A 22,402-nucleotide genomic window follows, 5' to 3' on the forward strand; every position below is an offset into this window, starting at 1 on the left:
CTTTGTGAGCCGCCAAGCACACTTAAGAGGAGTATCAAAGATGGACGACTTCGAAAGCCTAAGCCACAGCCGCTGGGAGTGTAAATACCACGTGGTCTTCATTCCCAAGTGCCGCAGGAAGGTGCTGTACGTACAACTCAGGCAGCATCTCGGAGAAATTTTCCGGAAGCTGGCAGAGCAGAAGGAAAGCCGGGTGCTGGAAGGGCATCTGATGCCGGATCATGTGCACATGCTGTTATCGATTCCACCGAAATTCGCGGTGTCGCAGGTAGTCGGGTACATGAAGGGCAAGAGTGCGATTCATCTTGCGCGGGTGTATGGGGAGCGCAAGCGTAATTTCGTCGGGCAACATTTCTGGGCCAGAGGCTACTTTGTCTCAACGGTGGGTCGTGATGAGACGATGATTCGGGAATACATCAAGAATCAGGAAAAAGAGGACCAGAGGCTGGAGCAGTTGCAGCTGTGGTCATAGGGCTTGCCACCTTGGGTGGCATTTGATTGGGGCGCGTTAGCGCCACCATTTAGCCGCTTTGAGCGGCTCACATTACGAAAGCCCCCGGCTTTGCCGGGGGATTGTTACAACATCACAGGGCCGGATCAATAATCAGGTGCGGCTATGGCTTGGCTGCAGTGAACGGCATTCCAGCCCTGGCAAATCAGCACGGACACTTGTTGACATTGCCCGCGCCGGGAAAGCGCGCATCCAGACAATAGCGGTAAAACTCCTCGCGTGTGAACGGCGTGGCGCCCGGGTGCTGGCTGCGCATGTGATCAACGTAGTACTCGTAATCGTGGATGCCCACCATCAGGCGGCAGGTCTGCACGACCTTTTTCGCTGTGTCTTTCAGATCGCTGAACCAGTCGGAGCCCAGACTGTAGCGCCGGAAATCTTCCGCACTCATCAGTACACCGTAGGGATTCGTTGCCCGCTGTTCGGCCACGTAGCGGTCATACGCATCCTGCAGTGCCTCGTCGCTGGCCGGAGCCACCCGCGTGCTGCGGGCGGACTCCGGGAGCAGGAAGCTCAGGTCAAGCACGGCTGCCCTCGGCAACGGCATCGGCGCCGATTTCGTGCACGGTCGGATGGGCGTGGGCCAGCGCCTTCCGGATGTGCACGATGGTGGCAATCAGCATGGTCACGGCCACCAGCATGAAGAAACCGCACAGCACCGCGTTGATCTGGTTATTGAAGACGATGCGTTCCATGTCGGCGATGCTCTTGGCCGGCGCCAGCAGCGTGCCCTCCTGAATCGCATTGCCGAAGCGTTTGGCCTGCGCGAGGAAGCCGATTTTCGGATTGTCATGGAAGATCTTCTGCCAGCCGGCTGTCATCGACGTGATAAACAACCAGGCGGTGGGCAGCAGCGTCACCCAGGCGTAGCGCTCCTTCTTCATCTTGAACAGCACCACGGTACCCAGCAGCAGCGCCATCGCGGCGAGCATCTGGTTGCCGATACCGAACAGCGGCCACAGCGTGTTGATGCCGCCCAGCGGGTCGGTGACGCCCTGGTAGACAAAGAAGCCCCAGCCGGAGACCGCCACCGCGGTGCCGATCAGGTTGCCGGTCCAGGAATGACTTTTCGCCACGCCCGGAATCACCACGCCGACGGTGTCCTGCACCATGAAGCGGCAAGCACGCGTGCCGGCATCGACCGCGGTGAGGATGAACAGCGCTTCGAACAGGATGGCGAAGTGGTACCAGAAGCCCATCATTGCGCGGCTGTTGAAGATGTCGGCGATGATGTGCGACATGCCCACGGCAAAGGTCGGCGCACCGCCGGCGCGCGACAGGATGGAATGCTCGCCGACGTCCTTGGCCATCTGGCTGAGCATTTCCGGCGTGACGACAAAGCCCCAGCCGTTGATCACCTGCGCGGCGCTTTCCACCGTCTTGCCGATCACTGCGGCCGGCGCGTTCATCGCGAAATACACGCCCGGATCAAGCACCGACGCACAGATCAGCGCCATGATGGCGACAAACGATTCGCACAGCATCGAGCCATAGCCGATCACGCGCATATGGCTTTCCTTCTCGACCAGCTTCGGCGTGGTGCCGGACGACACCAGCGCGTGGAAACCGGAAATCGCGCCGCAGGCGATGGTGATGAAGAGGAAGGGGAATAGCGAGCCCGAGAACACCGGGCCGCTGCCGTCGATGAACTGGGTGATCGCCGGCATCTTCATTTCCGGTGCGGCAAACACGATGCCGACGGCCAGGCCGGCAATTACGCCGATCTTCAGGAAGGTCGACAGATAGTCGCGCGGCGCCAGCAGCAGCCACACGGGCAGCACGGACGCGATGAAACCGTAGATCACCAGCGCGATGGTCAGCTGCGGGCCGGTCATGGTGAAGAAGGGCCCCCAGGTCGGGCTGGCGGCGATGTTTTCGCCGTAGACGATGGCGAGCATCATCAGCACGAAGCCGATAATCGAAATTTCACCGATGCGGCCCGGGCGGATGAAGCGCATGTAGACGCCCATGAACAGCGCAATGGGAATCGTCGCGGCAATCGAGAACACGCCCCACGGGCTTTCGGCCAGCGCCTTCACGACCACCAGCGCGAGTGCGGACAGGATGATCACCATCACGCCCAGCGCGCCCAGCATGACGATCACGCCGGCCACCGGCCCGAGTTCCTGCTTGGCCATTTCGCCCAGGCTGCGGCCATCGCGCCGGCTGGAGATGAACAGGATCAGGAAATCCTGCACGGCGCCGGCCAGCATCACGCCGACCAGAATCCAGATCGTCCCCGGCAGGAAGCCCATCTGCGCGGCCAGAATCGGGCCGACCAAGGGGCCAGCGCCGGCAATCGCGGCGAAGTGATGGCCGAACAGCACCCACTTGTTGGTCGGCACATAGTCCAGACCATCGTTGCGGCGCACGGCCGGCGTGGCGCGGGTGTCGTCGAGCTCGAATACCTTTTCGGCGATGAATTTGGAATAGAAGCGGTAGGCAATCGAATAGCAGCTCACCGCCGCCAGCACCAGCCACACCGCATTGACATGCTCGCCGCGCGACAGCGCCAGCATGGCAAAGGAGAACGCACCGACCAGCGCCACCGCCAGCCACACGCCCCATTGCTTGATCGGGTTCATGGCAAACCTCGTTAGGGATTGATAACGGGGTAATGCTAAGCGGCTGGTCTTGGCAAGCGCGGGTGCATGCCGGTGAGCGGCGCTCTGGCGTGGCGAGCGGTGCGGAAAACGCCCCGAGCGGTTGCCGCAGTGCGGGGATGATGCTGGGAAGTTCAGTCTGAATCTGAAATAATTACGCGATTTTTACTTATTGGTAACGTGTATGAAAAAATTGACCCTGTCCCTGCTTCTGGCTGCTGCGGTACTGGCTGTGCCGGTTTACGCCGCAGAGCCCGACTCACGGCAAAAGGCGACCGAGCTGATCGAGATGCTCGACATGCGCCGTCTGATGGATGCCGCGCTGGAAGATTCTATGCAAAGCGGCCTGGCAAGCAATCCGGAAATGGCGCCCTTTGTGCCGGTGATCCGCGAGTTTCTGGCCAGGCACATGAGCTATGACAGCCTGCAGCCGGAGCTGGTCAGCCTCTATGCCGACAATTTCACGGCCAGCGAGCTGGATGCCGTGCTCGACTTCTATCGCAGCCCGATCGGGAAAAAGGTCATCGAGCGCATGCCGGCCTTGATGAAGGCTGGCTCCGACATTGCCAACAAGCGTGTTGCCGCGCATATGCCGGAATTGATGGCGGCGCTGCGCGAAGCGCGCAAGAAGAACGATGCACAGGCCGCGCCGGCCGAGGCGACACCGGACTAAGTGCGCCGCCGCCGTGCTTGCCTGGGGTTTTGCTGCGGAATCTGGTCGAGTGGTTGGCGACAGGCGTGGCGGCGATGTGCCGGGTATTGCCCTGTAGCCAAATGGCTTGAATGGTTGGCCGGCTATACCCCAAGGGCATCCTTCAGCGGCTTGAGAAAGCGCCGGCTTACCGGCACGCAGCGGCCGTGGCGTGTGAGCAGCTCGGCGCCGCCGCCGTCGACGAGCCTGATTTCGGCGATGGCCTGCGGGTTGACCAGGTGCTGGCGGTGGCAGCGCAACAGCGGCGTGCGCTCTTCCAGGGTTTTCAGCGTCAGCTCGGTGAAGTGCTCGTTGCCGGATGTGTCGACGAGGTAAATCCCCGACAGCCTGGCCGTCACCGATTCGACGTCGGCCAGCGGCAGCAGCACGATGCGGTTATGCCCGTGGCAGGGCAGCTGCTGCAAGGGCTGCAATTCGATCAGCGGCCGGTAGTCGGGAACCGCGGATGACTGCGCGCGGCGCAGGCGCGCCAGCGTTCGGGCCAGGCGCTCGGGCTCGACAGGCTTGAGCAGATAATCGAAGGCGTGCGCGTCGAACGCGCGGATCGCGTGTTCGTCGAAGGCGGTGACAAAAACGATGCGCGGCATGTGTTCGGGGTCGAACATGCTGACGAGCTCGATCCCGGTGATCTTCGGCATCTGGATGTCGAGGAAGATCACGTCCGGGTTCAGCCGGTTGATCAGCTGCATGCCCTCGATGGCGTTGCCGGCCTCGGCGGCAATCGTGACATCCGGGTGGGCGGCCAGCAGGGCGCGCAGCTCGGCGCGCGCCAGCGGTTCGTCGTCAACCAGCAGGGCTTGCATGGGCGGTCTCCTCGCTCAGCGGCAGGGTCAGCGTGATGCGGGTATAGCGCTCGGTTTCGCTGGCGACGAGCAGGCCGAACCCGGGGCCGAAGCGCGCCTTCAGGCGCTTGTCGACCAGCCCCATGCCCATGCCGTCGCTCGCCTGGCGCGCGGTGAACAGGCCGGCATTGTCCTCGACATGCACGAGCAGCGTATCCGCCTGCTTGCCCGGCTCGGCAAACAGGCGGATGTGGCCGGTGCCCAAGAGGTGCGCCGTGCCGTGCTTGATGGCGTTTTCCACCAGCGGCTGCAGCGAAAAGGCCGGCAGGCGTACCTGGGCGTAGATGTAGGGCAGGTCGATGTCGACCTTGAGGCGCTCGCCAAAGCGCGCCAGCTCGATTTGCAGATAGGCGTTCACATGGTCGATTTCGTCGGCCAGCGTCACCGTTTCCTCGGGGCGCTTGAGGTTCTTGCGGAAAAAGGTCGACAGGTGCTGCACCAGCCCGCGCGCGCGGTCGGGGTCGAGGCGGATCACGGCGTTGATGGTGTTGAGCGCGTTAAAGAGGAAATGCGGGTTGACCTGCGCATGCAGCAGCTTGATCTCGCTTTGCGCCAGCAGCGCGCGCTGTGCGTCGATGCGCCCGGTGAGGATCTGGCGCGACAGCAGCCTGGCGATGCCTTCGCCCAGCGTGCGGTTCAGCCGCGCAAAAAGCCGTCCCTTGGGTTCGTAGAGCTTGATCGTGCCGATCACCTGGTCGTCGGCATCCTGCAGCGGAATCACCAGCGTCGAGCCCAGCCGGCATTCGGGATGGATCGAGCAGGTATAGGCCACCTCGTTGCCGTCGGCATGGACAACGCGATTGTCGCGAATGGCCTCCAGCGTGTGCGGCGAGGCAATCAGCGTGCCCGGCAGATGGTGGTCGGCGCCGGTGCCGGTAAAGGCCAGAAGCTTGTCTCGGTCGGTGATCGCCACCGCGCCGACGCCGGTTTCCTCGTAAATGATGCGTGCCACCTTCAGCGAATTGGCCTCGTTGAAACCGGCGCGCAGCAGGCCTTCGGTGCGCGCGGCAATGCGCAGCGCGTGCGCCGAAAAGGCGTTCGAGTATTTTTCCAGCATGGCGCGGCGGTCGAGCAGCAGGCGCATGAACATCGCCGCGCCAATGCTGTTGGCGGTGAGCATCGGCAGCGCCACGCTGTCCACCACGGCGAAGGCGGTGGCATACGGCCGGGTGACGGCCAGGATGATCAGCATCTGCAGGATTTCCGCCGCCAGCGCCACCACGCCGACCAGCAGCGGCTGGAACAGCAGGTCGACACGGCCGCGGCGGATCAGCGCGCGGTGGATCAGCCCGCCCAAGAGTCCCTCGGCAATGGTCGAAATCATGCAGGCCAGGTCGGTGGGGCCGCCCAGGCTGTAGCGATGCAGGCCGCCGGTGAGGCCGACGGCCAGCCCGACCGATGGCCCGCCCAAGAGGCCGCCGAGCACGGCGCCAATCGCGCGGATATTGGCAATCGATTCGCCGACCTTCAGGCCCAGATAGGTGCCGAGAATGCAGAAGGCCGAAAAGGCCACATAGCAGGTCAGCTTGTGCGGCAGGCGGATGGTCACCTGCATCAGCGGCGTGAACAGCGGTGTCTTGGACAGCAGCCAGGCAATGACCAGGAACACGCAGGTTTGCTGCAGCAGCTGGCTTACCAGCAGAATTTGCTCGGACACGATGCGCTCCTCTCCCGGCCATTCCGCGCGGCCGGATGGTGCCGGCGCGGTCGCAGCAGGTATACCGCAGGCGGCAGGCGACGGCCATGCAGGTTTGTCCCTATCCGCCTGGCCGGCGCCACCAAAGCCTTGCGTTTGCACGGGTGTGTGCCCGTTTAGGCTTGGGTGTGTCGAGCAAGCCCATGCTTGCAATTGGTTATGTAGCTATGGGTCTGGCGGTATCAGTGTGGCAGCAGAAAGTGCGGCAGGGCGATCAGTGCGACGCCGGCCAGAATCAGCAGCACCTGCTGGGCGGTGTCACGCAGCTGCGGACGCTTGTGCAGGCCGGGGATCAGGTCGGCGATGGCGACGTAGATCATGCTCGCGGCGCCGATGGCCAGCAGATAGGGCTGCAGGTGTTCGACAAAGTGCAGCGACCACCAGGCCAGCAGGGCGCCGGCCAGTGCGGCCAGTGAGGACAGCAGGTTGAACAGCAGCGCGCGCGCCTTGCTGTAACCCGAGTGCAGCAGCACGATGAAATCGCCGACTTCCTGCGGGATTTCGTGCGCGATGATGGCCGCCGCCGTGGCAATGCCGACCGAGGTGTCGGTCATGAAAGCGGCGGCGATCAGCGCGCCGTCGAGGAAGTTGTGGAAGGTATCGCCGACGATGATCATCACCCCGGCGCGGCCGTGCCCATGGTCGTGGCCATGACCGTGGCTGTGTTCGTGTGGCTCGAGCTCCTCGCATTGCTCGTGGTGGCAATGCCGCCAGATCACCAGCTTTTCCAGGATGAAAAACGCCAGGATGCCGGCCAGCAGCGTCATCGAAATCGCGGCGGCCGAGGGGCGTTCGCTGGCGGCTTCGCCTGAGTGCGGCGCGTGCTCGGCGACTGGCGCTGCGGCGGGTGTTTCTGCCGCGTGCTCGTGCTCATGCCCGTCGTGCTCGTGCTCATGGTTGTCATGGGCCGCGGCGGGCGCCGAAGCCGGTGCCAGTGTTGCATGCGCTGCCGACGCTTCGGCATGGTCGTGCTCGCCAAAGGCGTGCGGCAGGATTTCCAGGAAGGCCGCGGCCAGCAGCGCGCCGACGGCAAAGCTGACCAGCTTCGGAATCCAGCTCGGCCGTGCCGAGTAGGCCAGCAGCGCGGCGGTGACCACGCTCAGCAGGCTGCCGGCGAGGGTGACGAAGACGATCCAGCTTAAGGTTGACATGGCAATTTGATGGTCAGCGACGGGGAGGGGCGAAGTTTACCGCAAAATGCAACTTGGTGGCGTTTGACGGTGTTTCAGGCTGGGTGGCCGCGTGGCTAGCGGTAGCTTACTCCGGAGCGCCGCACGCTGGCCTGTCGGGCGTAGCCCAGCTTGTTCAGCCGCCAGCGGATATTCCACAGCGCCGCCATCGGCTGTGCAACCTTGGGGCCGACGATGACTTCGGTCTTGCCGCTACTGAACAAGAACGGCGGCGTTTCGCAATACAGGCAGCCGGGGTGGCGCTCGTCGGCCTTGATGCGCGGGTCGCCAATGTGCAGCACCCGCAGCGCGCGCACTTCCTTCTCGGTCGAATACTGCTCGTCCTTGTACAGGTAGAGCAGCTCCAGCAGGATCGCCGCCATGCACGACGACACGCGGTTTTTCAGCGCCTGGTTGTCGAGTTGGTCTCGCAGTTGCTCGACGCGTTCGATGGGCGCTGCGAGCCGTTTCAGTGTTGCAGCGATTTCCTTGTCGCCATAGCGGATTTCATACAGCGGTGGTGGCTGATCATGGGCTGGCTCGCTGGGTGTTCTGGATTGTGTATCGCCGTTTGTGCTTTGCGACAAAAAGGCTTCGTGATTGGCTCGGCTTAGCATCGTGCGTAAAGCATCCTGCTCACTCATGTTTGGTGTGAAGGTTAGGCAAAATCCGTCGCCGTCACGGCCGTAAGCGCGCCACAGGTCCAGCCGGTCCGATTCTTTGGTGAGCGACGTGACGAAAACGGAAGGCAGGATGCTGATACTGTCAGGGCAATAGTCGAATTGCGAATGATAGTGGCGGTCGATTAGTGTTTTCAGTTTTGCGCTGGTTTTTGCTGTTTGATGCTCTTCCTCTAATGCAACCGCCTTGGGTTTGACTTCAAGCAGTCGACGCCCTTCGGTGGGGTCGTTCATGTAATCGACATGGTACTGGCGCAAGCAGTTGCCGCCAGGCTTAGGCTGTCCGTTTGGGTCGACGCTCAGGATGCTTTCTATGGCTTCCCAGCGCGTGAAGTGCGACAGTGGAATTGCTTTCTTGACTCGATGTTCTTCGCGGATGGTAAAAAAAACAAATTCCAGTTTGTCGAGTGCGTCTTGAAGTTCGCTGCATAGTTCCTGGGTAACGCCGGCCTGTTGCAGCTGGTTGCCTGTGTCCGAAATGAGTTGGTTGGAAAAGTACAGATGCGCATGCGGGTCTCCAGCTTCATGTGCTTTGGCAAACCAGTATTGTGCCTTGTCCAAACGCTTGTCACCCAGTGCACCACTCTTGTAGAGCAGGGCCAAGTTCAGCATGGCTAGGGTGTTACCAAGGTCGATAGCTTGTAAGAGTCGTTCTTCTGCTTTGGGGTAGTCTGGTTTCCCAAGTTCACCGCGAATGTACATAAAAGCAATACCAACCATCGCTTCAGGCAGGTTTTGTTCAATTGCTAATTCATACAGTTTTGCAGCTTGTATGTAATCCGGTTCGCCAAGTCGGCCGTCATGATATAGCGAGGCCAAGTTGAACATAGAGGCTGCATGGCCTTGCTTGATCGCCTGTTTGTAAAATTCTTCGGCTTTTCGGTAATTGGGTTTACCAAGTTGGCCGGATTGATGCATCAGCGCCAGATTGAACATTGCGGCAGGATGCCCCAGCTCCGCAGCCTGCTCATACAGTTTTGCTGCTTCGGCAAGATCGGTTGGACTGGCACCGTCGTGGTCAAGAGCCAGTGCCTGCTGGAAAAGGGCTTCCGCCTGTTCGTGCGGGGATGGGGTTGGCTGTGCTGTATCGTTCATGCTGGCCGTGCCGTGTGAATTCGCAATGCCGGCAAGCATACGGAGTGCGCTGGTCTCGCGCAAACACAGTGTCAGTCATGTGCGGGGTGGGTGCTTGTTGGTGTGCCTGCCTGATGGGTATTGCCACGCAGCCATTCACTTCAAAGGGTTGTAGCTACATACCCGTCGTGGCTTGTTGTGCTGTGCTCAGTCCGCGAGCCAGATCAGACTGGCCATCCTGCCGGTTTGCTGGTCGCGACGGTAGGAGAAGAAGCGTTCGCTGTCGCTGACCGTGCACAGGCCGCCGCCGTAAATGGCACGGATGCCGGCGGCATTCAGGCGCTGGCGCGCAAGCAGGTAGATGTCGGCCAGCCATTTGCCTGGCGTGGCTGCCGGCCGGAAGGCGGCGGCGGCGTTGGCGTCATGCGCCATGAAGGCATCGCGTACCTCGCTGCCGACTTCAAAGGCATCCGGCCCGATGGCGGGCCCGAGCCAGGCGAGGATGTCGCCCGCTGCGGTCTGCATTGCGGCGACGGTGGCTTCCAGAACGCCATTGCACAGGCCGCGCCAGCCGGCATGCGCGCCGGCGACCACCGTACCGGCGCGGTCGCAGAACAGCACCGGCAGGCAATCGGCCGTCATGATGGCGCATACAGTATTGGGGATGCGGCTGAAGCTTGCGTCAGCATTGGGCTGTGGCTGCATACCCGCAATATTCATGACTGCCGTGCCATGCACCTGATTCAGCCAGGCCGGCTCGCTTGGCAGGTGGCGGGCCAGCAGGGCGCGGTTGGCGGCGACGTGGGCCGCTGCGTCACCGACATGCGTACCCAGGTTGAGGCTGGCGTAGGGCGGCGGGCTGATGCCGCCCAGTCGCGTGGTCTGCAGCGCGCGCACGCAGGCGGGCGCGGGCCAGTCGGGAACGAGCAGGCCGGCTTCAGTCACGGACATAGATGATTTCGCAGTCATGATCGTCGTCTTCGTCGTCCCAGTCGTCGTCGCCTTCGTCATCGGGATGGGCGTCAAAGCGCAGCGCGGCGAGCAGGTTTTCAAAATCCTGCGGGATGGGCGCTTTCCACTGCATGGTCTTGCCGCTTTCCGGGTGCACGAGCGCCAGCTTTCTGGCGTGCAGCGCCTGGCGCTGGAAGTCGTCCAGCGCCAGTTCCACCTCGGGAGAAACCTTGACCGGCCGGGCGTTGTAGGTCGAGTCGGCGGCCAGTGGATGACCGATGTGGGCCATGTGCACGCGAATCTGGTGGGTGCGCCCGGTCTCCAGCTGGCATTCGACCAGCGTGTGCGCACTGAAGCGCTCCAGGACGCGGTAATGCGTGACGGCGGGTTTGCCGCCGTGCACCACCGCCATTTTCACGCGGTCGCGCAGGTGGCGGCCGATCGGGGCATCGACGGTGCCGTCGCTGGCAATCGCCCCCTGCGCGACGGCCAGATAGTGCCGCTTGACGGTGCGGGCCTGCAGTTGCTGGACCAGATGGTTTTGCGCGGCCAGCGTGCGCGCCACCACCATCAGGCCGCTGGTGTCCTTGTCGAGCCGGTGCACGATGCCGGCGCGCGGCACGCTTTTGAGTTCGGGATAGTGAAACAGCAGGGCATTGAGCAGGGTGCCCGACCAGTTGCCGCTGCCGGGGTGCACGACGAGGCCGGCGGGCTTGTTGATGATCAGGATGGCGCTGTCCGCATACAGGACGTCGAGCGGGATGTCTTCCGGCTGGAAGGCAATTTCGTCGGGATCGGGGCGGGCGTCCACGCTGAGCGCCTCGCCGCCCCAGAGTTTGTGCTTCGGGGTGGTGACGGTCTGGCCGTCGACCGTGACCTGACCGTCCTTGATCCACTGGGCAAGCCGGCTGCGGGAAAAATCGGGGAGCAGTTGCGCCAGCGCGGCGTCCAGCCGCATGCCGGCGCAGTCGGCCGGAACAGCAAGGACACGGCGGTCAACTATCTCGCTATAATCGTCGAGTTCGTAATCAGGATGCATCATGAGAACCATTCTACCGCGTTTCCTGCTGTCCGCTTGTGCCCTTGCGCTGATCACCGCCTGCTCGTCGACCCCCGTGCAGGAGGAAGACAAGACCCGTGGCTGGACGGCCGACAAGATTTTCAATGAAGCCAAGTCCGAGCAGGCCGCGCGGAACTGGGTCGAATCGAACAAGCTGCTGGAAAAGCTCGAGGCCCGCTATCCCTATGGCCGCTACGCCCAGCAGGCCCAGCTGGAAATGGCCTTCAACCACTACAAGGATGAAGACCCGGTGCTGGCGCTGGCCGCCATCGACCGCTTCATCAAGCAAAATCCGGCGCACCCGAGCATGGATTACGCGCTCTATCTGAAGGGCCTGGTGAATTTCAATGACCGCCAGGGGTTCCTGTCGATGGCCGTACCGCAGGACATGTCGCAGCGCGATCCGCAGGCCGCGCGCGAGTCCTATGCCGCCTTCCGCGAGCTGCTGACGCGTTATCCGGAAAGCAAGTACGCCAGTGACGGCGAAATCCGCATGCGCTACCTGATCGGCGTGCTGGCCAAGTATGAGCTGCACGTGGCGCGCTACTACTTCAAGCGTGGTGCCTATCTGGCTGCCGCCAACCGCAGCGCCGCCGTGGTCAGCAATTTCCCCAACACCAAGCAGGTCGAAATGGCGCTGGGCATGATGGTGCAGTCCTATGACAGGCTTGGCATGGCCACCCTGCGTGATGATGCGCTGCGCGTACTGAAGCAGAACTTCCCGCAAAGCACGGCGGACAAGGATGACTTCACCTACGATCCGGACTGGTGGAAGCCGGTTTGATGATCCGGTGAAAAAAATGAGGGCGCGTGCTTGACAGGGGTTTAATCACCCTCTATCATGCGCAGCTCTTGTCGGGGGTATAGCTCAGTTGGGAGAGCGCTTGCATGGCATGCAAGAGGTCATCGGTTCGATCCCGTTTACCTCCACCAAGACCAAATTACACAGATTGCGTTGCTTTTGATTGTTGGCAGCACAGTTTTGTCCCCATCGTCTAGAGGCCTAGGACACCGCCCTTTCACGGCGATAACCGGGGTTCGAATCCCCGTGGGGACGCCAAATTAGTCCGGCGTCGCAGCAAGACGCAAGACGCAGGACAGGCCAGAACAATCGTGGGGGTATAGCTCAGTTGGGAGAGCGCTTGCATGGCATGCAAGAGGTCATCGGTTCGATCCCGTTTACCTCCACCACTTTGACACACAGGCAGTTTCTGTATGTCCCCATCGTCTAGAGGCCTAGGACACCGCCCTTTCACGGCGATAACCGGGGTTCGAATCCCCGTGGGGACGCCACGATAACTGATGTGAACTGCAGTACAATGAGAAGCCGGCGCAAGCCGGCTTTTTCATTTTCAGCCTGGCAAAAAGGATGGGGCATGCAGCGGGTCTTCTGTCTTTATACCGGTGGCACCATCGGTTGCGTTCCTGGGGCCGACGGCTTGCGCCCCGCTCCGGATGGCATGGCCGAGCGCCTTGCCACCGAGGCCGGGGCGCTTGGTTGTGCGCTGAGTTTTGCTGCCTTGCCCGAGCTGCTCGACTCCTCCTGCATGCTGCCGGCCGACTGGCATGCAATTGCCTGTCGCGTGGCTACCGCGCTGGCTGAGCATGATGCGGTGCTCGTGCTGCACGGCACTGATACGATGGCCTATACGGCGGCGGCCCTCAGTTTCCTGCTGGATGGCCTGGCGCGGCCGGTGGTGCTGACCGGTTCGCAGCGTCCATGGGGGCAAGAGGGCAGTGATGCACCGGCGAATGTCCGTTTGGCGCTGGAAAGTGCGCTGGCGGGGCAGGCGGGCGTCTGGCTGGCCTTTGGTGGCAAGCTGCTGCCGGGGCGTCATGTGCACAAGGTGGCGGCCGATGCCGATGACGCCTTTGCTGCCCCTAATGCCCCGGTGTCTCCGCTGGCGGAGGTGATGCCGCACCCTGCGCCCCTGCGTGTGAGGGCGCTGGATCCGACCTTGCGGGTGCTGGCTGTGCGCCTGTATCCCGGCTCGGCCGCCTGGCTCGCTGCGGCGCTGCGCCATGATCCGCCGGATGCCCTGCTGCTGGAATGTTATGGCACTGGCAACCTGCCCGACGATCCGGCGCTGGCGGTGGTGTTGCGTGAACTGGCGGGGGGCATTCCTCTGGTGGCCTGCAGCCAGTGCCTGTCCGGCGAAGTACAGCTGGGGCGTTACCAGGCGGGTAGCCTGCTGGCAGAGCTTGGCGCGTTGCCGGCGGGACGGCTGGGGGCGCCGGCCTGCCTGGCCCAGCTGCATGTGCTGCTGTCCACCAGTCGTGATGCTGCCGAGCTGCGGCAGCTCTGGCAGACAGGCTGATCTGCGGCTGCGGGCATTCCTTCCGGGGCGTGGTCGTGGTATAGTCCCGTTCTCATTGACGTTGCCTTGCGCAGCGGCTTCGACGGCGGGTCTCCCCGCATGGCTAGAAGGTGAACCTGGTCAGGTCCGGAAGGAAGCAGCCACAGCTTTTGATGCCAGTGCCGGGGGTCGGGCTCGCCACCTTCCCCATATTTCATGCTGATTGTTCCACCCGCTGCGCATTGTTGAGCGCGGTCAAGGACGCTTGCGGGCAATCCGCGCAGAATACGTTACGCAAGCTGATGCTTCGTGTATCTCCAGTGGTAATTTCCGCCGCGTCTTTACGCGGCGGTTTTTTTTGCACGCCGCTGCTGACGCACAAAGAAAAACCCCGCCGGGGCGGGGTTTAGGCTGGCCTGGGCCGGTTTATTCAACCTTGGCTTTCTTGCTCAGCTCGTCGATCTGCTTTTGCACGGCTTGCTGCTGCATTTGCTGCTTGATCTGGTCCTTCACGTCCTTGAATTCCGGCGCCTTGTTTTCGCGCACGTCATCAACCTTGATGATGTGGAAGCCAAACTGCGACTTGACCGGCGCCTTGCTGATCTGGCCCTTGCCCATGGCGGCCAGGGCGTCGGCGAATTCCTTCACGAACAGCTGCGGGTTGACCCAGTCGCCCTGCGGGCCGTTCAGCTCGCCGCCCTGAGTCGCGCTGGTCTTGTCGATGGACTTGCTCTTGGCCAGATCTTCGAACTTCTTGCCCTTTTTCAGCTCGGCCAGGATCGCGTTGGCTTCGGCTTCATCCTTCACCAGAATGTGGCGGGCCTTGAATACCTTGCCGCTGGCGCTGGCCTTCATCTTGTCGTATTCGGCCTTCACGTCGGCATCGCTCACCTGAGCCTTGCTCATGTAATCGTTGATCAGTGCGCCGACCAGCAGTTGCTGCTTGGCCAGTTCCATGCCGCTCAGGTAGTCGGCGCTCTTGTCGATGCCGCGCTTTTGCGCTTCCTGCGCCAGAATTTCTTCCTGGATCAGCTTTTCCTTGATGCGTGTGCGCAGTTCCGGGCTGTCCTTTTGGCCGCGCTGGGTCAGTTGCTTGATGACCGCATTCATGCGGCTGTCCGGAATGGCCACGCCATTGACGGTGGCGACGGCGGCAAAGCCGGTGGTGCTCAGGGCCAGCAGGCCGCCAGCAAGGGCGAGGGAAATACGTTTTTGCGTAAACATGCAGTTTCCTTTGTATTGCGCTCAGGCAGGGCCTGGGTGGGTTAGAACTCGTCCGGGGTCAGCGCCCGGATGCTGAGTGCGTGAATGCGGTGCGGCATCAGATCCTTGAGGAGATCCTTGACCATGCGGTGCCGGTCCAGCAGGCGCTGGCCAGCAAAGGCCGACGACACCAGCAGCAGATTGAAATGACCGCCGCCGCCATTGCCGGCATGGCCGGCGTGGGCAGCGCTGTCGTCCTCGATCAGCAGCTCCTGGGCTGCCAGCGGCGCCAGGCGGGTACGGATTTCGTCTTCCAGCGTCATGTCAGGGGAAAACCTGCTTGAACGGCTTGACGATCACGTCGGCGTAGACGCCGCAGCTGCGGTAGGGGTCGGCAGCGGCCCAGGCCTGCGCTTCGGCAAGCGAGGCGAATTCGGCGACGATCAGGCTGCCGGAAAAGCCGGCCGGGCCGGGGTCGCTGCTGTCGATGGCGGGGAAGGGGCCGGCCAGCACGAGGCGGCCGGCATCTTGCAGGGCCTGCAGGCGCGCGAGGTGTGCCGGACGGCTGGCCTGGCGCTGGGCCAGCGAGTTGGCCACGTCGGTGCCGATGATGCTGTAAAGGGGCATGGATGATCCGGGATGTCAGTCGGCCTTGGCCTGCGCCAGTGCCTCGTCGGTTTCGGTAATGTGGCGGGCCAGATAGATGCTCTGGGCGATCACGAACAGGATGGTCAGGCCCAGCGTGCCGAACACCTTGAATTTGACCCACAGCGCTTCGCGCAACTGATCACAGGCAGCGGGAGCGCAGCTGCTGAATGTCTCGAAGCTTTGCCAGAATGCGGCGGGAAGATGGAAGGCCACCAGCAGGTTGAGCACCGCCATGCCGGCAAAAAACAGTGCCCAGGCCCACAGCAGACGCAGCCAGATCGCGTCGGGAATGCTGAGCTGGGCGCCCATCATCTTGCGGATCAGGTTGAGGCCCTTCAGATACCAGGCGCCCAGCAGTACGGCACAGAACAGCGCGTACAGCGCGGTCGGTTTCCAGTAAATGAAAGTGCTGTTGTGCAGCAGGATGGTGGCACCACCGAGCACGCTGATCAGGGCAAGGTTGATCCACAGCATGGTTTCCACCTTGCGGTGGCGCAGCCAGCTGTAGGCAACCTGGGCCAGGGTGGCGACGATGGCCGTGCCCGTGGCGATATACATGTCCTTGGTGACCGTATAGGCGCCAAAGAACAGCAAGATCGGAAAGAGTTCAAACAGAAACTTCATCGGGTCCGCCTGAAGAATGAGCGCTGATTATGCGGCTGTAGTGTCAAGCCGGCAAGCCGTGCCGGGCGGTAATCTGCACCAGATCGCCCGGCCGGGAGGCTGCCTGTTGCCGGCATCACACACCGGCCCCCTGCCGTGACGGGCGAGGCGGCTTGCCGGCTTAGCGGCGCGTGAGCTCATCCCAGACCTTGTTCAGGCGCTTCACTGAGACCGGGTAGGGGGTGCGCAGTTCCTGGGCAAACAGCGAGATGCGCAGCTCCTCCAGCATCCAGCGGAACGGCAGCAGTGGCGCTGTGTCGCGCCCTTCGCGCTGCCATTTGGCGAGCTCGTCTTCCCAGCGTTGCCACAGGGCGGCGACTTCGGCGCCGCGCTGGGCATCGCGCGCCGGGTTGGCGACCCGCTTTTCCAGACGGATGCGCATCGCCTGCAGATACAGTGGCAGGCGTGGCAGCTGCTCCCAGGGGGTTTGCTGCATAAAGCCAGGGTATATGGTTGCAGTCATTTGCTGCTTTAGCTCGTGGCTTAATACCCCTGATTTGGCAATCAGGCCGGAGACCGGCATGAATTCACTGGCGACCGCGGCGAGCGTGGCGAGTGCCGCGTCGCGCACCGAGGGCAGCCGCACCTTGGCGCGGTTTTTCTGTTCGTCGAAATCCTTCTTGCGGCGCGGCGGCTCGTCCTCGCCGAGGAAGGCCCGATTGCAGATGCAGGCCAGCAGGTCGTCCAGCAGCTGGTCGGCATTGCCCAGGGCGCGCAACGCGATGGCATGCTGGCTGAAGTTCGGCAGGCTTTTCGGCAGCTGTTTCAGGTGCTCCTTCAATTCCAGCTGCAGCAGTTTCACTACGCCGGCGCGATGGGCGGCGAGTGCGGCGTGTTCGGTGTCAAAGAGCTGGATGGCCAGTACTTCGTCTGCGGGCACCAGTGCCGGGAAGCCCGTCATGTTGCGGCCGTTGCGCCGGAAGTTCAGTTTGGCGGGCAGGTCGCCGAAATCCCATTTTACGATGCCGGTTTTCTCGATGCCCGTCGTGTCGTCACCGGCGTCGCGGAAGGTCAGCTGCGCGGCTTCGCCCAGCTGGGCGCGCAGTGCGATCAGATCGCGGCCTTGCGCCAGCTCCTGACCCGCATCATCAATGATGCGGAAATTCATGCGCAGGTGCGCGGGCAGCTCGGCGCCGGCAAAGTCGTCGGCCGAGACTGGCTGGCCGATGCCGCGCGTAACGGCCTGCGCGAGCTGCGGCAGCAAGGGCTCTTCGCGGCTGGCCTGTTCCAGTTCGCCCAGCATGCGCGTGGCGAATTCGGGCACCGGCACGCACTGACGGCGCAGCGGCTTGGGCAGCGCCTTGATCAGCAGGGTGATTTTTTCGCGCAGCATGCCGGGCACCAGCCAGTCGAAGGTCGCGTGATTGACGCGGTTCAAGAGGTGCAGCGGTAGCGTGAGCGTCACGCCATCCAGCGCATGGCCGGGTTCGAAGCGGTAGGCCAGCTTCAGTTTCGCGTCGGCGAGCTTGAAGATTTCCGGATATTGCTCCTCGGTGACCGTCTGCGCGCTGTGCAGCATCAGGTCGTCGCGCGTCAGAAACAGCAGTTTCGGCGTGGTCTTTTCCGCCTCGCGCCGCCAGGCTTCGAAGCCGGCGCCATTGACGATGTCGGCGGGAATGCGTGCATCGAAAAAGCGGAACAGTGCTTCTTCGTCGACCAGCACATCCTGCCGGCGAGCCTTGTGCTCCAGTTCTTCGACGTCCAGCAGCAGGGCCAGATTGTGGTCATTGAACTTGCCCTGGGTTTTCAGATTGAATTGCACCAGCCCTTCGCGGATGAAGCATTCGCGCGCCGCGGCCGGATCGATGCTGCCGTAATGCACGCGGCGCCGGTTGACGATGGGCAGGCCATACAGCGTGACGCGCTCGCTGGCGACCACCTGGGCCTGGTCCTTTTCCCAGTGCGGGTCGAAATACTGGCGCTTGACCAGATGCGGCGCGAGGGTTTCCACCCATTCCGGCTCGATGGCGGCAACGGTGCGGGCAAACAGCTTGCTGGTTTCGACCAGTTCACCGGCCACCACCCATTTCGGTCTGGCCTTTTTCAGGCCGGTGCCGGGGAAAATGTGGAACTTGATGCCGCGCGCGCCGAGGTATTCGTCCGACTCGGTCGATTTCATGCCCAGCTGGCCCAACAGCCCGGTCAACAGCGCCTTGTGCACCTGTTCATAGGTGCCGGGCTTCTGGTTCAGTTGCCAGCCGATGTCATCGACGATGTCCGCGAGTTGGCGATGCAGGTCGCGCCATTCCCGTAGGCGCAGCCAGGAGAGGAAGTGTTCGTGGCAGCGCTGCACCAGCTGGCGGTTCGAGGCCTTCTCGCTGCTTTCCTTCTCAAACCATTGCCACAAGTGCAGATAGGCGAGGAAATCGGATTTCTCGTCGCGGAATTTCTGCTGGGCGCGATCGGCCGCCTCGCGGGCGTCGAAGGGGCGCTCGCGCGGGTCCTGCACCGAAAGGCCGCTGGCAATGATGAGGATTTCGGCCAGGCAGTGCTGCTCCTGGCCTGCCAGCAGCATGCGCCCAAGGCGCGGGTCGACCGGCAGGCGCGCCAGCTGCTCGCCAGTGTGCGTCAGGGTATCGCTCTCATCGACAGCGCCCAGTTCGCGCAGCTGGGCATACCCGTCGGCAATCAGGCGGCCCGAAGGCGCTTCGAGGAAGGGAAAGTCGTCGACGCGGCCGAGCTTCAGCGCCGCCATGCGCAGGATGACCGCCGCCAGGCTGGAGCGCACGATTTCCGGATCGGTAAACGCGGCGCGTGCCTTGAAGTCGTCTTCGCCATACAGGCGCACGCAAATGCCCGACGCCACGCGGCCGCAGCGGCCCGCGCGCTGGTTGGCCGAGGCCTGGCTGATTTTCTCGACCTGCAGCTGCTCGACCTTGGCGCGCGGGCTGTAGCGGTTCACGCGCGCCAGGCCGGTATCGATCACGTAGCGGATGCCGGGGACGGTCAGCGAGGTTTCGGCGACATTGGTCGCCAGCACGATGCGCCGGCCGTTGCTGCGGCGGAAGATGCGCTGCTGGTCTTCATTGGACAGCCGGGCAAACAGCGGCAGAATTTCGGCGTCGCGCAGCTTGGCCTTTCTGAGCTCTTCGGCGGTTTCGCGGATCTCGCGCTCGCCGGGCAGGAAGACCAGCACATCGCCATTGCCGTCTCGCGCCCACAGGTTTTCGACGGCGTTGACCACCGCTTCTTCCATTTCGATTTCGGCGTCATCCTCGTCGCGGGCCTGCAGTGGCGCGTAGCGCACTTCCACCGGGTAGGTGCGTCCCGATACTTCGATGACCGGCGCGCCACCGAAGTGTTTGCTGAAACGCTCCGCATCAATGGTCGCCGAGGTGATGATGACCTTGAGGTCCGGTCGGCGCGGCAGCAACTGCTTGAGGTAGCCCAGCAGGAAGTCGATGTTCAGGCTGCGTTCGTGCGCCTCGTCGACGATCAGCGTGTCATAGGCGGCGAGAAATTTGTCCGACAGCGTTTCGGCGAGCAGGATGCCGTCGGTCATCAGCTTGATGTAGCTGTTGGGGCCGGTGCGGTCGGTGAAGCGCACCTTGTAGCCGACCAGCTGTCCGGGTTCGCTGTGCAGTTCTTCGGCGATGCGTTGCGCGACCGAGCGCGCAGCCAGCCGCCTTGGCTGCGTATGACCGATCAGGCCGTGTACGCCACGACCGAGTTCGAGGCAGAGTTTGGGCAGCTGGGTGGTTTTCCCCGAGCCGGTTTCCCCGCAGACAATGACCACCTGGTTGGCGGCAATCGCGGCCAGCAGATCATCCTTCTTCTGGTTGACCGGCAGGGCGTCGTCAAACTGGGGACGCGGCAGTTGCTCGCGGCGCCGGCGGGTTTTCGCCAGTGACTGGGCAAGCTGCTCGTCGAGCTGGGCTTGCAGGCGGTCGGCCGGCTGCTTGCGGGCGATGCGCTCGGCAAGGTTGCGCGCCAAGCGCTGCAAGGGCTGGCGGTCCTGGCTCTGGCAGTCTTTCAGTTGCTGTTGCAGTGCGGCGGGGATTCGGGACATCGGGCGGGGCTTGTGTGCGATACCAAGCCCGGGATTCTAGCATGCGGGCTCAGGTGCTCCCGAGCACGATCAGGTGGGCTGCCTGCGCAGCGCGTTCGACGGCGTGGACCGTGCAGGGCAGGCTGGCGGCATTGTGGCGGTCGAGCCGGGTCGGGCCTTCGCCGTCGAGCAGGCTGGCGGCGTTGCTGCTGATGGCTTCCAGCGGTTCGCCGATCAGCTCGCCGGGCGTCAGCCCCAGCAGATTGCAGGCGGCATAGTTGGCGAATTCGATGCCGCCGTTCTCGATCAGCAGGAAAGGGTGAGGCAGGGCATCGGCCATGGCGTGCAGCAGGCTGTCGCCGCTGGCCAGTGCGGTTTCGGCGGCCTTGAGGTGGGTGATGTCGATGGCGATATTGAGAATGTAGGTTTCATCATCGCGCACCAGCGGCTGCTTGGTGACGTCGAACCAGTGCACCTGACCGTTGGGCATGGTCCACTGGTCCAGTACGCGCACGGTGCGCTGCTGCGCGAGTACTTCCTCGTCGCCACTGGCAAACGGACGGTCCGGATCCATCCAGGCCATGTGCGACTGCACCAGCAGTTCGTGGCCCAGTGCAGATTGCGTTGCGCGATTGACCAGCAGGAAGCGGCCATGCCGGTCGCGCACGAAGACCAGTGACGGGCTGGCGTCGATGATCTGGTGCACAAACAGTTGCTGGTGAAACAGCGCCTCTTCCATGGCCTTGATGTGGCTGATGTCGCGGATGATCGCCAGGCAGCGGCTGTTGGCCAGTGGGATCAGGCGGGCCTCGTAGGTATTCTGCTCGCCATCCTGGCCCAGCTGGTATTCGAAGCGCTGCGGGGTATTGTCGCTGTGCAGCGCGATCAGCGCTTCCAGATAGAGGCGCGAGGCACGGCTGGGCAGAATGCTGCTGAGCCTGTCCTTGTCGCCGCCGCCGCTTGGGTGGTGCTCCAGGCGTCCCTTGTTGAGGGGGGTGATGGTGCGGTTGCTGCCTTCGATGAGCCAGAGCAGGTCGGGGATGTCGGCGAGCAGTTCGCCATGCCCGGGCGGCGGCGTGAATGCGGAAATTGTTTGCGTCTGGGTTGCCGGGAGTCTGCCCTGGCGGCGCGTGCGTTCGTGGTTGAGGGCAAACAGATTGGCGGCAATCCCGATGGCAAGGGCGGCGTAACTCAGCAGGGGAATTTCGGCGATCAGGAACAGCAGGGCGGCCAGCATGAAAAGGCCGCCGGCCATGTTGGCAATGCAGGTGGGACGCAAATACCAGGGGGGCGCTGCCGGTTTTCCGTGAGCCGTTACGGCCATTGTTCAATCCCTGTCGAAAACGCTGATGTTGACGGTAAGTGCGAGTGTAACCGCAAACCGGATGCAACAATACGCGTGCCCGGGTTTTTCGTGGCCGGAGTGCAACAAAGACGTGGGGAAGGAAGTGGCGGAGCGGACGGGGCTCGAACCCGCGACCCCCGGCGTGACAGGCCGGTATTCTAACCAACTGAACTACCGCTCCGCAGCGGTACTAACAAATTGACGCGTACATTGCAGGAGTGCAAGTTGGCTAACCTATGCCAACTGAACTGCCGCTCTGCAGCGGTGGTGGGTTGTGACGGGATCGAACCGCCGACATTCTGCTTGTAAGGCAGACGCTCTACCAACTGAGCTAACAACCCATGTGAGGTATTGCTGGTTTACTGCTGTGTTGCTGGCGGAGCGGACGGGGCTCGAACCCGCGACCCCCGGCGTGACAGGCCGGTATTCTAACCAACTGAACTACCGCTCCGCAGCGGTACAAGCTTTCACCAGGCATCATTGCAATCAATTGATAACCTACGCCAATTGAACTGCCACTTTGCAATGGTGGTGGGTTGTGACGGGATCGAACCGCCGACATTCTGCTTGTAAGGCAGACGCTCTACCAACTGAGCTAACAACCCACTGGGTGTTGCCAAATTTACTGCTGTGATGCTGGCGGAGCGGACGGGGCTCGAACCCGCGACCCCCGGCGTGACAGGCCGGTATTCTAACCAACTGAACTACCGCTCCGCAGCGGTTTCTTCTAGAAGAACTGGTGGGTTGTGACGGGATCGAACCGCCGACATTCTGCTTGTAAGGCAGACGCTCTACCAACTGAGCTAACAACCCTTCGTCTGAAGAGGGGCGCATTTAATCACGCGGCCCCGGGTGCGTCAAGGAGAAAGCTGAAAAATCTTTGTGGAAATGCCTAGTCCCTTGTTTTTACATGAATGATGACCGGCGCCTCGGGCCTGCGGCTGGCAATCCGACGAAATT

18 protein-coding genes, 10 tRNA genes and 1 other RNA gene are annotated in these 22,402 nt (G+C 62.6%); 9 read left to right on the forward strand and 20 right to left on the reverse strand.

Annotation, left to right across the window (positions count from 1 at the left end):
* The first annotated feature begins 40 nt into the window (after nucleotides 1–40).
* Nucleotides 41–472, forward strand: coding sequence for an IS200/IS605 family transposase (gene tnpA / locus C515_RS0110990; protein WP_028455501.1), 432 nt, complete (start codon nucleotides 41–43; stop codon nucleotides 470–472).
* A 184-nt stretch (nucleotides 473–656) separates the two neighbouring features.
* On the opposite strand, the gene C515_RS24870 is transcribed toward tnpA, so the two are convergent.
* Both C515_RS24870 and C515_RS0111000 read right to left on the reverse strand, forming a co-directional pair.
* Nucleotides 657–1,037 carry a YbdD/YjiX family protein gene (locus tag C515_RS24870; protein ID WP_028455581.1) on the reverse strand — a complete coding sequence of 127 codons (381 nt, stop codon included), beginning with the start codon at nucleotides 1,035–1,037 and terminating at the stop codon, nucleotides 657–659.
* Entirely contained in the window at nucleotides 1,030–3,096 is a 2,067-nt protein-coding gene (locus C515_RS0111000) for a carbon starvation CstA family protein (protein ID WP_028455582.1), read from the reverse strand. Before C515_RS0111000 ends, C515_RS24870 begins: the two co-directional genes overlap by 8 nt.
* Before the next feature lie 202 nt (nucleotides 3,097–3,298).
* Between C515_RS0111000 and C515_RS0111005 the strand changes: the two genes are divergently transcribed.
* Nucleotides 3,299–3,787, forward strand: coding sequence for a DUF2059 domain-containing protein (locus tag C515_RS0111005; RefSeq protein ID WP_028455583.1), 489 nt, complete (start codon nucleotides 3,299–3,301; stop codon nucleotides 3,785–3,787).
* A gap of 122 nt (nucleotides 3,788–3,909) precedes the next feature.
* On the opposite strand, the gene btsR is transcribed toward C515_RS0111005, so the two are convergent.
* From btsR to rluD, 6 genes are all read right to left on the reverse strand, one after another.
* Nucleotides 3,910–4,629 (reverse strand): two-component system response regulator BtsR, encoded by a 720-nt coding sequence (btsR, locus tag C515_RS0111010; RefSeq protein WP_028455584.1) that lies wholly within the window; start codon nucleotides 4,627–4,629, stop codon nucleotides 3,910–3,912.
* Nucleotides 4,610–6,325 carry a sensor histidine kinase gene (locus C515_RS0111015; RefSeq protein ID WP_144290431.1) on the reverse strand — a complete coding sequence of 572 codons (1,716 nt, stop codon included), beginning with the start codon at nucleotides 6,323–6,325 and terminating at the stop codon, nucleotides 4,610–4,612. Before C515_RS0111015 ends, btsR begins: the two co-directional genes overlap by 20 nt.
* A gap of 221 nt (nucleotides 6,326–6,546) precedes the next feature.
* On the reverse strand, nucleotides 6,547–7,515 hold the full coding sequence (locus C515_RS0111020; protein WP_028455586.1) for a ZIP family metal transporter: 969 nt from the start codon (nucleotides 7,513–7,515) through the stop codon (nucleotides 6,547–6,549).
* Nucleotides 7,516–7,610: 95 nt separating this feature from the next.
* On the reverse strand, nucleotides 7,611–9,308 hold the full coding sequence (locus C515_RS0111025; RefSeq protein WP_158380812.1) for a DUF2971 domain-containing protein: 1,698 nt from the start codon (nucleotides 9,306–9,308) through the stop codon (nucleotides 7,611–7,613).
* A gap of 186 nt (nucleotides 9,309–9,494) precedes the next feature.
* Nucleotides 9,495–10,238 carry a peptidoglycan editing factor PgeF gene (pgeF, locus tag C515_RS0111035; protein WP_028455589.1) on the reverse strand — a complete coding sequence of 248 codons (744 nt, stop codon included), beginning with the start codon at nucleotides 10,236–10,238 and terminating at the stop codon, nucleotides 9,495–9,497.
* Entirely contained in the window at nucleotides 10,225–11,280 is a 1,056-nt protein-coding gene (gene rluD, locus C515_RS0111040) for a 23S rRNA pseudouridine(1911/1915/1917) synthase RluD (protein WP_028455590.1), read from the reverse strand. Before rluD ends, pgeF begins: the two co-directional genes overlap by 14 nt.
* Between rluD and C515_RS20670 the strand changes: the two genes are divergently transcribed.
* The 7 genes from C515_RS20670 to ffs all read left to right on the forward strand — a co-directional run bounded on the left by C515_RS20670 (nucleotide 11,279) and on the right by ffs (nucleotide 13,798).
* The gene (locus C515_RS20670; protein WP_081686902.1) at nucleotides 11,279–12,082 is read left to right on the forward strand and encodes an outer membrane protein assembly factor BamD; all 804 of its coding nucleotides are present in this window, start codon (nucleotides 11,279–11,281) and stop codon (nucleotides 12,080–12,082) included. The two genes, rluD and C515_RS20670, sit on opposite strands and share 2 nt — an antisense overlap.
* Before the next feature lie 73 nt (nucleotides 12,083–12,155).
* Nucleotides 12,156–12,231 (forward strand) — tRNA-Ala (locus C515_RS0111050).
* Nucleotides 12,232–12,282: 51 nt separating this feature from the next.
* Nucleotides 12,283–12,358 (forward strand) — tRNA-Glu (locus C515_RS0111055).
* 55 nt (nucleotides 12,359–12,413) lie between these two features.
* A tRNA-Ala gene (locus tag C515_RS0111060) sits at nucleotides 12,414–12,489 on the forward strand.
* Nucleotides 12,490–12,515: 26 nt separating this feature from the next.
* A tRNA-Glu gene (locus C515_RS0111065) sits at nucleotides 12,516–12,591 on the forward strand.
* A gap of 83 nt (nucleotides 12,592–12,674) precedes the next feature.
* Nucleotides 12,675–13,616, forward strand: a complete 942-nt coding sequence (locus C515_RS20675; RefSeq protein WP_043649176.1) for an asparaginase — start codon at nucleotides 12,675–12,677, stop codon at nucleotides 13,614–13,616.
* A gap of 84 nt (nucleotides 13,617–13,700) precedes the next feature.
* An RNA gene (gene ffs / locus C515_RS23105) (signal recognition particle sRNA small type) lies at nucleotides 13,701–13,798 on the forward strand.
* Between the two features lie 223 nt (nucleotides 13,799–14,021).
* Here ffs and C515_RS0111075 read toward each other — a convergent pair.
* The 12 genes from C515_RS0111075 to C515_RS0111130 all read right to left on the reverse strand — a co-directional run bounded on the left by C515_RS0111075 (nucleotide 14,022) and on the right by C515_RS0111130 (nucleotide 22,255).
* On the reverse strand, nucleotides 14,022–14,819 hold the full coding sequence (locus tag C515_RS0111075) for a peptidylprolyl isomerase (RefSeq protein WP_028455591.1): 798 nt from the start codon (nucleotides 14,817–14,819) through the stop codon (nucleotides 14,022–14,024).
* A 41-nt stretch (nucleotides 14,820–14,860) separates the two neighbouring features.
* Complete coding sequence (locus C515_RS0111080; protein WP_028455592.1) at nucleotides 14,861–15,121, reverse strand: BolA family protein; 261 nt, start codon at nucleotides 15,119–15,121, stop codon at nucleotides 14,861–14,863.
* Nucleotide 15,122: 1 nt separating this feature from the next.
* Nucleotides 15,123–15,425, reverse strand: coding sequence for a YciI family protein (locus tag C515_RS0111085; RefSeq protein ID WP_028455593.1), 303 nt, complete (start codon nucleotides 15,423–15,425; stop codon nucleotides 15,123–15,125).
* A gap of 15 nt (nucleotides 15,426–15,440) precedes the next feature.
* On the reverse strand, nucleotides 15,441–16,070 hold the full coding sequence (locus C515_RS0111090) for an inner membrane-spanning protein YciB (RefSeq protein ID WP_028455594.1): 630 nt from the start codon (nucleotides 16,068–16,070) through the stop codon (nucleotides 15,441–15,443).
* Nucleotides 16,071–16,230: 160 nt separating this feature from the next.
* Nucleotides 16,231–20,118, reverse strand: a complete 3,888-nt coding sequence (gene hrpA, locus C515_RS0111095; RefSeq protein ID WP_028455595.1) for an ATP-dependent RNA helicase HrpA — start codon at nucleotides 20,116–20,118, stop codon at nucleotides 16,231–16,233.
* 49 nt (nucleotides 20,119–20,167) lie between these two features.
* Nucleotides 20,168–21,352 (reverse strand): PAS domain-containing protein, encoded by a 1,185-nt coding sequence (locus tag C515_RS0111100; RefSeq protein ID WP_028455596.1) that lies wholly within the window; start codon nucleotides 21,350–21,352, stop codon nucleotides 20,168–20,170.
* Between the two features lie 194 nt (nucleotides 21,353–21,546).
* Nucleotides 21,547–21,623: transfer RNA gene (locus C515_RS0111105), tRNA-Asp, on the reverse strand.
* Nucleotides 21,624–21,707: 84 nt separating this feature from the next.
* Nucleotides 21,708–21,783, reverse strand: a tRNA-Val gene (locus tag C515_RS0111110).
* A gap of 33 nt (nucleotides 21,784–21,816) precedes the next feature.
* Nucleotides 21,817–21,893 (reverse strand) — tRNA-Asp (locus tag C515_RS0111115).
* A 78-nt stretch (nucleotides 21,894–21,971) separates the two neighbouring features.
* Nucleotides 21,972–22,047 (reverse strand) — tRNA-Val (locus C515_RS0111120).
* 32 nt (nucleotides 22,048–22,079) lie between these two features.
* Nucleotides 22,080–22,156, reverse strand: a tRNA-Asp gene (locus tag C515_RS0111125).
* Between the two features lie 23 nt (nucleotides 22,157–22,179).
* Nucleotides 22,180–22,255: transfer RNA gene (locus C515_RS0111130), tRNA-Val, on the reverse strand.
* Between the last annotated feature and the right edge of the window lie 147 nt (nucleotides 22,256–22,402).

Source organism: Chitinilyticum litopenaei DSM 21440, assembly GCF_000428145.1.
Taxonomy (GTDB): Bacteria; Pseudomonadota; Gammaproteobacteria; order Burkholderiales; family Chitinibacteraceae; genus Chitinilyticum; species Chitinilyticum litopenaei.

Bases quoted from the DNA above. Each gene is read 5' to 3' on its own strand.
- tnpA (WP_028455501.1), top strand. From the start codon at position 41: ATGGACGACTTCGAAAGCCTAAGCCACAGCCGCTGGGAGTGTAAATAC.
- C515_RS0111000 (WP_028455582.1), bottom strand. From the start codon at position 3,096: ATGAACCCGATCAAGCAATGGGGCGTGTGGCTGGCGGTGGCGCTGGTC.
- C515_RS0111005 (WP_028455583.1), top strand. From the start codon at position 3,299: ATGAAAAAATTGACCCTGTCCCTGCTTCTGGCTGCTGCGGTACTGGCT.
- btsR (WP_028455584.1), bottom strand. From the start codon at position 4,629: ATGCAAGCCCTGCTGGTTGACGACGAACCGCTGGCGCGCGCCGAGCTG.
- C515_RS0111020 (WP_028455586.1), bottom strand. From the start codon at position 7,515: ATGTCAACCTTAAGCTGGATCGTCTTCGTCACCCTCGCCGGCAGCCTG.
- C515_RS0111025 (WP_158380812.1), bottom strand. From the start codon at position 9,308: ATGAACGATACAGCACAGCCAACCCCATCCCCGCACGAACAGGCGGAA.
- pgeF (WP_028455589.1), bottom strand. From the start codon at position 10,238: ATGTCCGTGACTGAAGCCGGCCTGCTCGTTCCCGACTGGCCCGCGCCC.
- C515_RS20670 (WP_081686902.1), top strand. From the start codon at position 11,279: ATGAGAACCATTCTACCGCGTTTCCTGCTGTCCGCTTGTGCCCTTGCG.
- rluD (WP_028455590.1), bottom strand. From the start codon at position 11,280: ATGATGCATCCTGATTACGAACTCGACGATTATAGCGAGATAGTTGAC.
- C515_RS20675 (WP_043649176.1), top strand. From the start codon at position 12,675: ATGCAGCGGGTCTTCTGTCTTTATACCGGTGGCACCATCGGTTGCGTT.
- C515_RS0111075 (WP_028455591.1), bottom strand. From the start codon at position 14,819: ATGTTTACGCAAAAACGTATTTCCCTCGCCCTTGCTGGCGGCCTGCTG.
- C515_RS0111080 (WP_028455592.1), bottom strand. From the start codon at position 15,121: ATGACGCTGGAAGACGAAATCCGTACCCGCCTGGCGCCGCTGGCAGCC.
- C515_RS0111085 (WP_028455593.1), bottom strand. From the start codon at position 15,425: ATGCCCCTTTACAGCATCATCGGCACCGACGTGGCCAACTCGCTGGCC.
- C515_RS0111090 (WP_028455594.1), bottom strand. From the start codon at position 16,070: ATGAAGTTTCTGTTTGAACTCTTTCCGATCTTGCTGTTCTTTGGCGCC.
- hrpA (WP_028455595.1), bottom strand. From the start codon at position 20,118: ATGTCCCGAATCCCCGCCGCACTGCAACAGCAACTGAAAGACTGCCAG.
- C515_RS0111100 (WP_028455596.1), bottom strand. From the start codon at position 21,352: ATGGCCGGCGGCCTTTTCATGCTGGCCGCCCTGCTGTTCCTGATCGCC.